The organism is Mesobacillus sp. (assembly GCF_047739415.1).
Taxonomy (GTDB): domain Bacteria; phylum Bacillota; class Bacilli; order Bacillales; family Cytobacillaceae; genus Mesobacillus.
Window position 1 is genome coordinate 70,986 of sequence record NZ_JBIQOE010000218.1, and the last position, 11,353, is coordinate 82,338.

10 protein-coding genes and 1 pseudogene are annotated in these 11,353 nt (G+C 36.9%); 8 read left to right on the forward strand and 3 right to left on the reverse strand.

The window, feature by feature from the left end; translation table 11 throughout:
- Positions 1-2: 2 nt before the first annotated feature.
- The 5 genes from ACH0QE_RS17670 to ACH0QE_RS17690 all read left to right on the forward strand — a co-directional run bounded on the left by ACH0QE_RS17670 (position 3) and on the right by ACH0QE_RS17690 (position 6,584).
- Positions 3-1,760 carry an ATP-binding protein gene (locus ACH0QE_RS17670; RefSeq protein ID WP_415780304.1) on the forward strand — a complete coding sequence of 586 codons (1,758 nt, stop codon included), beginning with the start codon at positions 3-5 and terminating at the stop codon, positions 1,758-1,760.
- 533 nt (positions 1,761-2,293) lie between these two features.
- A complete protein-coding gene (locus ACH0QE_RS17675; protein WP_415780303.1) occupies positions 2,294-3,652 on the forward strand; it encodes an IS1182 family transposase in 1,359 nt (452 codons plus the stop codon).
- A 206-nt stretch (positions 3,653-3,858) separates the two neighbouring features.
- Entirely contained in the window at positions 3,859-4,044 is a 186-nt protein-coding gene (locus ACH0QE_RS17680; protein ID WP_214911602.1) for a hypothetical protein, read from the forward strand.
- Positions 4,045-4,125: 81 nt separating this feature from the next.
- Positions 4,126-4,800 carry a hypothetical protein gene (locus ACH0QE_RS17685; RefSeq protein WP_415801827.1) on the forward strand — a complete coding sequence of 225 codons (675 nt, stop codon included), beginning with the start codon at positions 4,126-4,128 and terminating at the stop codon, positions 4,798-4,800.
- On the forward strand, positions 4,755-6,584 hold the full coding sequence (locus ACH0QE_RS17690; protein ID WP_415780981.1) for a hypothetical protein: 1,830 nt from the start codon (positions 4,755-4,757) through the stop codon (positions 6,582-6,584). The genes ACH0QE_RS17685 and ACH0QE_RS17690 overlap by 46 nt, the downstream gene beginning before the upstream one ends.
- A 157-nt stretch (positions 6,585-6,741) precedes the next feature.
- Here ACH0QE_RS17690 and ACH0QE_RS17695 read toward each other — a convergent pair whose 3' ends face one another.
- The 3 genes from ACH0QE_RS17695 to istA are packed head-to-tail and all read right to left on the reverse strand — an operon-like array spanning position 6,742 to position 9,346.
- Positions 6,742-7,041 carry a hypothetical protein gene (locus ACH0QE_RS17695; protein ID WP_044390395.1) on the reverse strand — a complete coding sequence of 100 codons (300 nt, stop codon included), beginning with the start codon at positions 7,039-7,041 and terminating at the stop codon, positions 6,742-6,744.
- Positions 7,038-7,799 carry an IS21-like element helper ATPase IstB gene (istB, locus tag ACH0QE_RS17700; RefSeq protein WP_044390394.1) on the reverse strand — a complete coding sequence of 254 codons (762 nt, stop codon included), beginning with the start codon at positions 7,797-7,799 and terminating at the stop codon, positions 7,038-7,040. Before istB ends, ACH0QE_RS17695 begins: the two co-directional genes overlap by 4 nt.
- On the reverse strand, positions 7,799-9,346 hold the full coding sequence (gene istA, locus ACH0QE_RS17705; RefSeq protein WP_415780982.1) for an IS21 family transposase: 1,548 nt from the start codon (positions 9,344-9,346) through the stop codon (positions 7,799-7,801). Before istA ends, istB begins: the two co-directional genes overlap by 1 nt.
- 144 nt (positions 9,347-9,490) lie before the next feature.
- On the opposite strand from istA, the gene ACH0QE_RS17710 reads away from it, so the two are divergent.
- The 3 genes and pseudogenes from ACH0QE_RS17710 to ACH0QE_RS17720 form a co-directional block, all read left to right on the forward strand.
- A complete protein-coding gene (locus ACH0QE_RS17710) occupies positions 9,491-9,664 on the forward strand; it encodes a hypothetical protein (RefSeq protein ID WP_415780983.1) in 174 nt (57 codons plus the stop codon).
- A 21-nt stretch (positions 9,665-9,685) separates the two neighbouring features.
- Positions 9,686-10,678, forward strand: a complete 993-nt coding sequence (locus ACH0QE_RS17715) for an ATP-binding protein (protein WP_415780984.1) — start codon at positions 9,686-9,688, stop codon at positions 10,676-10,678.
- A gap of 35 nt (positions 10,679-10,713) precedes the next feature.
- Positions 10,714-11,353 (forward strand): annotated as a pseudogene (locus tag ACH0QE_RS17720) (hypothetical protein); the annotation flags it as partial.

Genomic DNA, 11,353 nt, shown 5'->3' on the forward strand with positions numbered 1-11,353 from the left:
AAATGACTAACGAGATATTGTTTACAATTGATGGAGAAGAGAGTATTGGGCAAGTTACAAAAGTTGATAGTTATAGTGTTTCCGTTTCTGTTATTGAGGAAAATAAGTTAGAACAAGTAAATGTAAATGGTTTTGTTATTCTATTTACTTCTAATCCAAATATAAGACTCATAGGAAGAATTGACAGGGTATTGCAATCTGGAGTAGATTATTTTCAAAATGATGATGGAATAGAAGAAGTATTTAATAACGCAGAGGTATACATTAATGTATTAGGAACCTTAAAAGGTGTGGGAGCAGGTAGGGAATTTACAACGTTTAATAGATCAGTGGATACACTGCCTGCAATTGGGTCACGGTGCTTTTTATTGAACAGTGAGCGTCTAACTGCTTTTACAAGACTTATAGGAGATGAAACAACAGCTCAGGGAACTCCTTTGACAATCGGTTCATTTACCATGGCAAATGATGCTGACGCAATATTGGATGGGAATGCTTTTTTTCAAAGACATGCTATGATTGTTGGGTCAACTGGATCAGGAAAGTCTTGGACCACTGCAACTATAATTGAACAGGTAGCAGATTTACCAAATGCTAATATGATCGTCTTTGATCTACACTCCGAATACAGCCCATTAAGCGGCCATGAAAATATTAAAGTTTATCGGATTGCAGGACCAGGTGACCTAAATAACCCGGGTGATGACGTTATTTTTCTTCCTTATTGGCTGTTAGGATATGAGGATATGTTAGCTTTAATCTTAGATAGAACAGATGAAAATGCACCTAATCAAGCAATGGCTTTCTCGAACATAGTGGTTGAAGCAAAGAGACGCATTTTGGTAGCCGAGGGATTGAATGAAGAACTAGAGACCTTTACAATTGACAGTCCTGTTCCTTATGATCTAACCTTTGTCATTGATGAATTAACCCGATTAAATAACGAAAGAGTTATAAACCCTGGAACAAATAGGGAAATAAATGGCCCATTTAATGGGAAGTTCAGTAGGTTTCTACCTCGTCTTTATGCCAAAAAAAGTGATAGAAGATACGGTTTCTTATTTAATCTAAATGAAGAACATCTACATACAAGCTATCTTTTATCTTTGGTAAATAAGCTAATGAGAATGGCAGATCATGAATCGACTGGGGTCAAGATTATTGACTTTTCAGAAGTCCCCTCTGATATTTTACCGATTGTAATTAGTTTGGTGGCCAGATTGGTGTTTCAAGTCCAACAGTGGTCTCCATATGACCAAAGGCATCCAATAGCATTAATATGCGATGAAGCTCATTTATACTTACCATCAAGGCAAAATGCAGACGCTTCAGAAGGTCGGGCTTTATCGCATTTCGAAAGAATTGCTAAGGAAGGTAGGAAATATGGTGTAAGTTTATTAATAATAAGCCAAAGACCTTCTGAGCTAAATACAACTATTATGAGCCAATGTAATAATGTAATTTCATTGAGATTATCAAATCAATCCGATAAAACAGCAGTATGTAATCTTTTGCCAGAAAATCTTGGGGGAATACAAGATTTACTTCCAACGCTTGGAATAGGAGAAGCAATAGTAGTTGGGGATTCGTGCTTACTACCGAGTAGGATTAGAATTAAAGAACCTATATTTAAACCTAATTCCAATTCTGTGAAGTTCTGGAATGAATGGTGTAACAGTATTAACGAACAAAACTTAAATAACTCTGTTCAAAATATGAGGAGACAAACAATGGAGGAAGCTTTAGTTGTCCAAGATTAAAAATAATTATATTGTAAGTTAGTTTTCACCATCATGGTTTTAAAAGTTGCAATAATATTAAAGGATTCTTGGTAGAAAGCCCCCGCATATTGTTTAAAAAAAGTAAAAAGTTATGTCTTTTGCATTGCTCGATAAAACTTGAAATTACTTTTTTAAAACGGCAATTTTACCTATTTCTTTTTTTAAAAGGAATAGATCAATAAATATAAATTTTTAAGTGGTTTATCTCAACGTCTACATTTGTAGACGTTTCAGACTGTAGACAAACTCGATGAAAATCGTGTTTGTTTACAGTCTTTTTTTGGTTGGTGGTTGAATGTGGCTGTTGATTTCCGTTCCAGGCGCTTCGCTTTCCGCGGGGCCGGCGCTGAGCCTCCTCGTCGCCGCTGGCGCCTGCGGGGTCTCACCTGTCCAGCTGATCCCGCAGGAGTCTACGCGCCTTCCACTACAATCAACAGGACTTCAAAATTTATTGTGGAGTGGTACGGACGTTTATTTTAAAATGGACTTATATAACGCATGAGGTGATGGAGATGTTGTCAAAAAAGAGTTTGGCCGCACGATATCAAGTAGAGATGGCCGCCGTTGATGAACTTGTTCCCCAGGATCATTTGGTCCGGAAGTTGGAGGCTGCCATCGACTTCTCTTTCATCTATGATCGAGTAAGGGATCTCTATTCTGAAGTGGGCCGCCCAAGTATCGATGCGGTTATGTTAATCAAACTTCCATTCATTCAATATATTTTCGGCATCCGCTCCATGCGCCAGACTATCAAGGAAACACAAACCAATATGGCTTATCGCTGGTTTCTGGGATTGGGCTTCCATGATCCGATTCCTCACTTCTCCACCTTCGGGAAGAATTACGAACGTCGCTTTGAGGAAAGCACACTGTTTGAGGAAATCTTCATGGAAATTCTTGAGATAGCGATTGAAAAGAAACTGCTCAATGCCGACCACGTCTTCATTGATTCTACACATGTAAAAGCCAGTGCCAATAAGCATAAATTCGAAAAGAAAATGGTTGAAAAGGAGACTCGAGCTTATCAGGAACAGCTCCAGAAAGAAATCAACCAGGATCGCGAAGAACATGGGAAGAAGCCAATTCCACCAGAAAAGTTTGAAAAGGAAGAAACAAAGGAGATCAAGGAGAGCACTACCGATCCTGAGAGCGGGTACTATGTGAAGGATGAACGGACGAAACAGTTCGCCTATTCCTTTCATGCGGCATCTGACCGAAATGGGTTCGTACTTGGAACTATTGTGACTCCTGGAAATACTCATGACAGTCTCATCTTGGAGCCATTGGTAAAGCGAGTAACCGAGAATGTAGGGAAGCCAAAGGCCGTCGCAGCTGATGCAGCGTATAAGACTCCCGCTATTGCGAAGTATTTATTTGATCAGGAGATAACGCCGGTCCTTCCATATACCAGGCCGCGGACCAAGGATGGTTTCTTCCGGAAACATGAGTATGTGTATGATGAGTATTACGACTGTTATCTATGTCCTGCAGGCGAGGTTCTCAAGTATTCGACCACCACCAAGGAAGGGTACCGTGAATATAAATCACCAAAGCACGTTTGTGCCCATTGCCCGTTTTTAGCCCAATGCACAGAAAGCAAGGACCATCAAAAAGTGATTACCCGTCATATCTGGCAAGAGTACCTAGAAGAAGCAGAGCATCTCAGGCATAAGCCAGAGATCAAAGAGATTTATTCAAAGCGAAAGGAAACCATCGAGCGGGTATTCGCAGATGCAAAAGAAAAGCATGGCATGCGCTGGACAACCCTTAGGGGGCTGAAAAAATTGTCCATGCAGGCGATGCTTACTTTCGCTGCCTTGAATCTTAAAAAGATCGCCAACTGGACTTGGAAGGGTCCGATTAAAGCCTAAAAAGATTAGTTAAGTGGAGTCTGTCCACTTGAGAAATGCAATAAAAAGACAAAAAAGGTTCGGAATGAGAGAATTCCGAACCCTATTTGTCGACAAACTGCAACGTCTACATTTGTAGACGTTTTTCTTTTTTTAATCTAGTACAGAGAGTATAAATATCTAAATATTGGAGAACATAAAAATATAAAAATATGAGGTGATAAATTATGAAATTCATAGAAATCAAGCTAACTAAACATTCTATTTTTCTTACAGAAAAAGAAATCCGTACGTTATTATCTCATCATCCTGAAGTGTACATTGAAGGAATCAATAGAGGTAAAGCTTTCAAGAGAAGCGGCCAAATGAAGGAGAGAATCAAAAATAAAGTTAACAATGAGGAAATAAATTGAGATTTTCCCATTACTTTATATATTCATAGATATTTAAAATTAGAGTAAGCTATATGTAATTTATGAATTGAGGTGTGACACTTGTATGAACCGCATCCGATAAAGAGGAACAGCTCTTTTTATAAGAATTATTGGGAGGCCTATAGTCCTAAATTAAAACGTGATGTCTGCTACCTTGGACAAGCCAATTATGAAGTATGGCTGCTGATAGAACTAAATCATGAAATAATATCATTTTGTGAACGTCCTTTAGTAATATCGGGTGTTTTTAATAAGAAAAAAATCGAAGTTATTCCTAACTTCTGGCTAAAATACAAAAATGGCCAGGAAAGCCTTGTAATAATTGAAGCAAGCAAAAGTGATAAACAAAAAAGAGAAATTACCTTTTTAGCAGAATGGTGCAAGAATAATAACAGACAATTAGAGGTAAAAGATTATTCTTATCTATTACAAAATCAATTATCAATAAATAATGCAAAAAGGTTAATTCCTTATCTTTCTAATTCTAATCCCTTAGATTTAGATATACATAAAGTTAGTAAATGTATATTTTTTGAGAAAAGGACAATTAAAACGATCCTGACTGAATTAAAAGGTTCAATCACTGAGCAAAGAATCATTGTAGCTCTTTATAACTTAATATTCAACAACAAAATAGCATCCAATATACACTTAAAACCATTAAATATAAATACGGAGGTGTGGCTCCATTGTCCAGAAGGCGAATCACAGAATCATTCGACAACGAATTATTAAATACAGCCAATTGGCCAAGGGCAAATTTAAATGTCATGACCGATCAAGATTTGGAGACTTATAAAAAAAGAAAAAAAGCTGTAGAGATGTTTATAAGAGGCGATTCTCTTAATGAAATAAAGATAGAAACTGGCATAGATAGGAAAGAAATTAATAATTTTTTCAAGAAGTGCTTATTTGAAGATAAGTTTGGAATGATTTATGGATTTAATGCATTAATACCTGGAAAGACAATTAAACAATATAACAGAAAAGAGTTACCAAACTCTACTTCAAAGAAGCACTACAATCAGCAGACTGGGGCATTTACACTTTTGTTAAAAACCTATCCTGTATTACAAGAATTGATCGATACTTTATTTTTCAAAAATAAAAATAAGTCTCTAACCGACCCTGTTATGAAAAAAAACAGAATACATAAAAGGTTTATTGAGAAATGTAGAGAGTTAGGAATAAAAGCGCCTTTTGATTACCCCTTTAACACTAAAGAGTTAGCAAGAAGATCTTTATATAGATATCTTCAAAAATTAGAAGAAGATAAAATGTCTGATGCAAGCTATAGATACAACAGTGAAAATGAAAATCTTGATAACATAAATACTCACTTTAACGAACAAGCACCTACCTACTTAAAACCATACGAGAGGGTACAATTCGATGGACACAAAATTGACCTTTCCCTCTCATTAACTTTCGAAACACCTTCTGGAGATGAAGTTACTAAGGTTTTAGATCGAATTTGGTTATTAGTGATCATAGATGTAGCATCAAGAGCAGTTCTCGGATATCACATTTCGTTAAATAAAGAGTACAATTCAAACGATGTTCTGCAATGTGTGAAAAAATCAATAGAACCTTGGAAGCCTCTTAACTTGACTATTCCAGGTTTAAAATATCCACCAAATGGAGGAATACCTTCCGGACTTATAAAAGAATCAAAGTGGGCTTTATGGGATGAATTTTATTATGACAATGCAAAAGCCAATTTATCCATCATAGTAAGGGACAGAGTAAAAAGAATCATAAACTGCAGAGTAAACGCTGGTCCAGTTAAATCCCCAACAAAAAGGTCTTTAATAGAGAGATTTTTTGGATTACTTGAGGAAAATGGGTTCCACCGACTAATAAATACAACAGGCAGCAATCCAAAGGATCCTAGAAGAAATAACCCAGAAAAACAAGCTCTTAAATTCAAGATGAATATAAACGACCTTGAAGAATTAACAGATGTGTTAATTGCCGATTATAATTCTACGCCTAATGAAGGAACCAGTTTTTCAACCCCATTAGAAGCATTACAACACAGAATAAATAAAGACCCAATTATTCGCCAACTTCAGGAAGAGGAGCGAGACAATATTCCATTTTTATGTGTTGAAGCTAAACGGGAAGTTAAGGGAAGTATAGAGCAGGGAAGAAGACCGTATATTCAGTTTGAAAACGTACGATATACAAATGAACTTTTACTTAGGTCCCCAGGCTTAATAGGAAAAACACTTGATTTAGTTATAAATATTGATGATGTAAGGTTTTTAACTGCATATTTACCAGATGGATCAGAACTTGGAAAATTAGTAGGGAGCGGTTATTGGGGTAAAACAAAGCATAGCCTGGCTTTAAGAAAAGAGATTTTTAGTTTGAGAAATAAAAAACTCATTCACTTTACCACAAAAGATGACCCGATTAAGGCTTTTCAACAGTATTTAAAAGAAAAAGCGATCACACATAAAAGATATAGAAATAAATTAAATTCGTTAGAAAAAACTTTAGCAAATGAACAGTGATTACGGCCATAGGATCTTACCACCTCTGCCATCTTTTTTACCACTCAATGACAGAGAATTTACCGGCAAGTGCCAAGTTGTTTACCAACTTAAATTTAATTAGAATACCCCTGCCTATTCGACCAATGGCAGGGGTATTCTTTAACCTAATGGTGCTTTACTTCATCGAGGATAACTTTTGACTTAGTTTTTTGTTTTCCTTCTCTAACTGTTTGTTTTCCTGAATGAGCCTACTTATTTTTGTTTCATCACTTATTCCAATTTCATATGATGTGCCTTTCCAAAGTAATTCGAGGAATTCATAAACATCATCTTGATCCATTTTGTAAACTCTATTTTCGTGTTTAGCTTTTATTTTCCCCTCTACTGCCCATTTCTTAACATCATGCCAATGACATTCTATTCCATAAGATTGTAAGAGTGCGGCAGCTTCCTGAATCGTTAATAAATCCCTCATTCCTCAACCTCTCTGCCCAATCCATGACGTTCCCTCATGGAAATGTCCCCATCTAATAATAACTGGTAGGAGTCATGGACAATGCGGTCTAAAATGGCTTCTGCCATCGTACCGTTCCCCAATTTGATATGCCAACCGCTCGGATCAATTTGGGAACAATAAATGGTGGAAACAGTTTTGTGCCGGGCTTCTGTAATCTCCAACAGGATATTTGCTTCTTCCTTCGAAAGATCCGTAAGGAGCCACTCGTCAAGAATGAGTAGATCTGTTTTTGTGTATTTTTTGATTATCTTTCGATAGCTGCCGTCGGCAGCCAATTTAGCCAGTGACAGTTCATCCAGTAATTCCGGAAGGCGGACATATTTCACTTTATACTGCTGACGGCAAGCGGAAACACCAAGCGCACACGCCATAAAGGTTTTGCCTGAGCCAGTAGGGCCTTTTAAAATGATGTTATGATGATCTTGGATATAAAGGCCGCTGCCCAATTTTAAAATGAGTTCCTTCTTAAGTCTTCGATCCTCATGATACTCAATATCCTCAATGCTGGCTTTGGAGTCTGAAAATGTGGCATTTTTAATTAATCGATTTAAATGATTGCTTTTCCGACGTGAATATTCCAGGTCGACAAGCAAGGAGAACCGATCTTCAAATCTCATGGACTGGTATTCTCTGTTTAAGGATTGTTCTTTGAATGCTTCAGCCATCCCTCCTAAATTCATCTCCTGCAGCTTGGATAACACATGCTCGTTTAACATTATTCTTTTCCTCCATAATATGAAGCTCCACGGGTGAAGCCGAAATTAGTCTCGTTTACTTCTGTATTTTGTTTTAATTCTTGTTCAGCGTCTTTTTTCTTGTTGCTTTTCAATATGGTCTGAATGCTTTTTACCGTCGGTCTTCCTGTCATGGAAAGCACCATTTTACAAGCGATTTCTATCTCATATTTGGTATAACGATGCTCGAGTTTCTTTAAAGAAAAGATAGATTGCAATGCTTGTCTTTCAGATTGATAGGAATCTAAAAGGTATTTCACCACAATGGAAGTGGAAGAGCCAATGCTGCTGGCCCACTCAATCGCCACTTCTGGCGTGTGCTCTATATATAACTTATGATTATCTGGCATATGTTCCGGAAGGGTTGATGGCTGACCGAATCTCCCATATAATCGTTTGTGTGAAGTTAGCCACATATGCTTAAAATAGACAACAACCATATCATCGGAAAGCTTTACGTCCACTTCCTGATTGATATACTCGTAGGGTACGGAGTAAAACATGCTGTCTACGGAAATGTGGTAATCAGGCCTTACTTTTGCCGTTCTCCATTCAGATATCTTGTAAGGCGTGCCTGGAAGAGGGGAAAGCGCAAATTTCTCCTCTTCCTCAAATGCTGAAAAACGGCATCCTTCTTTTCGGGTAAAAGGACGCTGGTTAAATTCCTCAAGTTTCTTCCGTAATTCCACATTCAATTCTTCAATGCTAAAGCAATGTGTATTTCTCAAAGCTGCTATAATCCACGTTGAAATCGTACCTACAGAGCCTTCGACACTAGCTTTATCCTTAGGGCTGCGTACGCGAGCCGGCATAACGATTGTACTGTAATGGTTGGCCATTTCCTTATACGTAGGATTCAATACTAACTCCCTTGAAGTGTGCTTCGTTACACCGGTTTTCAGATTATCTGAAACCACAATCTGAGTTACTCCGCCAAAATATTCATACGCATGAATATGGGCGTTAATCCAGGAATGCTGGTCCATTGAAAGGGTTGCTTCCGCGTAGGAAAATTGACTGCACGGCAATGTAGCGACAAACACATACGCCTTCACTTTTTCCCCGGTATCCCTGTCAATGAAAAAAAGTGTGGAACCAGCCCAATCGACCTCCATTATTTCACCAGGTTTTCTCCGAATACGCATCGTTGCCTTGTGTTTTTGAGCATAATTGCCGTAATACCGTACGAAACTCCGATAGGAGTAGGGAATCGCATTATTCGCACGGCTACCCGCCTCGTATTCATGATGCAAAAGAGATAGAGTGACATTGGGTTTTGCCAACTCTTTGTGGATATATTCAAAATCAAGAGGCTGCCTGCCGGAGCCTTCCATTGTCTTTTCTGGATAAAGAAATTCCTCAATCCATCTATCGTTCATCTCCTCTTCTAGCGGGCATTCCACACCCTTCTTTCGAGCCAATTCAATGACTTCGCTAACTTTTTGCCGAGAGTTGCCAGTACTGGCGGCAATGCCTCTTAAACTAACCCCCTCGTCATTTAATTCCAATATCTTGCGATAATGGATCATAAAAAAACCTCCCATATAAAGCGTCATATCGTTAGATATGCTCACTAATTATACAAAAGGTTTTGAGTGGTAAATAAGTTGTCGATTAGTGGTAAATTTCTTGTCACTCCTTGGTAAAAACAATGGCAGAGGTGGTACATTTGGGTGGCCGTAATCAAACAGGAAGTAACCAAAAACATACCAGATACATCCGAAAGGAAAAAGGTTAATACGTCTAATTTAAACAATGTCAGTCCCATTAAAATAGATACTAAAGATAGGTTGCCAAGTGTTGATGTAGAAAATAAAAAAAGATTAAAGAGAACATTAACCTTCTAATGAATTGTCGAGGTAATAATTATGGAACAAGCAAATCAAATTCAAGTTTCTCAAAACTTAGATCGTCCAATAATATCAAATGGTACCCATCCGATTGAAACAGGTAGATATTTGCTGGCAACAAATGAGATCCAAAAGCTATATTTTAAAATACAACAGTGTTTAAATAACCGTTTTCCTGGTGCCATAATTTACGGTCGACCGAGACTAGGAAAAACAAGGGCAATTAAGTATCTGACTCATATACTTCCCAATGAATTTGAGGGTTTACCTATTTATTTTATTACTTGTCGCAAGTATAAAAACCCTAATGAAGCTGTTTTTTTTGAAGATCTTTTAATCGATGTTGGGCATGGAACTCCTTTTTCTGGAAAGGCAAATGTTAAAAGACAAAGATTGCTTAAATTTCTAATTCAAGAAGCTGAAGTTTCTCGACAAAAAAGAATAGTACTTTTCATAGATGATGCACAAAGATTACATGAAATACAGTATGGGTGGCTAATGGATATAAATAACGAGTTAGACAGATTCGGAGTCTCTTTAACAGTTTTTTTAGTAGGACAACAAGAGTTGCTCGATCAGAGGTCTGTCTTTCTTGAACTAGGTCAAGCTCAGATAATTGGTAGGTTTATGGTTCAACAACATAAATTTGAGGGGGTATGTAACCGCTCAGATATGTATGAATGCCTAATAGGTTACGATGAAGATTGTGAATTCCCTGCAAATAGTGGATTCAGCTTTACTAAATATTATTTTCCTGATGCGTTTGTAAATGGATTTAGATTGGCAAATTATACTGATGAGTTGATGGGAATTTATACAGAAATGAGAAGAGAAGCTGGACTAAGTTCTCGATTTGAAATCCCTATGCAATACTTAACTTTAGCCATTGAATATGCATTAAAGAAATATGGTGTTGAAGGTGAGGATTTGAGCTCTATTTCAAAAACTCAATGGATCGATGCCATTAAGTACTCAAGTTATATAGAATCTGAATTATATAGTGCTATCTAATTGATATAGACTGTGGTTAAAGGGTTGAAATTATTTTGAATCGCATACATCTAGAACCTTCAGAAACACAAAGCTCAAGGTTGACATGGGATATTAAGTGGATAGCCGATTTTGAATCACCTTGGGGTATTATTGAAAAAATCAAACATGCAAACTTAATTCCCTCAAAAGAGTTTTTAAAAATATGTGGAACAGAACATGTTAAGGGATTAAAATCAAATATTGGTTGGAATCACCGGGAGTTATTAACATTAAAAGGAATTGATGATAATCAATTTAAACATTATTTCGGTTTTTCTATAAAAGAATATAATAATAATCTTATTGATATGCTTTGCAAACCACTTTTTGATGGAAAAACAAATATAAATAAATACTTTCATAGCAGCCTTTATATTTGTCCAACTTGTATTAAAAAAGGATATCATAGTATTTTTCATCAATTTAAGATTATAGATGAATGTCCTTTTCATAGTGAAAAACTTATTCAGGCTTGCGAACGTTGTAGCAGATGGTACCGAAATGACTTTGGTTATGAAATTACCAATAAAGCCACTCTTCCATTTCATTGTAATTGTGGTAATGGATATTTAGATGAGAATGACGAGTTATTCCCTGACTGGTATAGACCTAGAATGGAAGATATAAAATCAATAGAATTCAGAAGATGGATAA

Bases quoted from the DNA above. Each gene is read 5' to 3' on its own strand.
- ACH0QE_RS17670 (WP_415780304.1), top strand. From the start codon at position 3: ATGACTAACGAGATATTGTTTACAATTGATGGAGAAGAGAGTATTGGG.
- ACH0QE_RS17675 (WP_415780303.1), top strand. From the start codon at position 2,294: ATGTTGTCAAAAAAGAGTTTGGCCGCACGATATCAAGTAGAGATGGCC.
- ACH0QE_RS17680 (WP_214911602.1), top strand. From the start codon at position 3,859: ATGAAATTCATAGAAATCAAGCTAACTAAACATTCTATTTTTCTTACA.
- ACH0QE_RS17695 (WP_044390395.1), bottom strand. From the start codon at position 7,041: ATGAGGGATTTATTAACGATTCAGGAAGCTGCCGCACTCTTACAATCT.
- istB (WP_044390394.1), bottom strand. From the start codon at position 7,799: ATGTTAAACGAGCATGTGTTATCCAAGCTGCAGGAGATGAATTTAGGA.
- istA (WP_415780982.1), bottom strand. From the start codon at position 9,346: ATGATCCATTATCGCAAGATATTGGAATTAAATGACGAGGGGGTTAGT.
- ACH0QE_RS17715 (WP_415780984.1), top strand. From the start codon at position 9,686: ATGGAACAAGCAAATCAAATTCAAGTTTCTCAAAACTTAGATCGTCCA.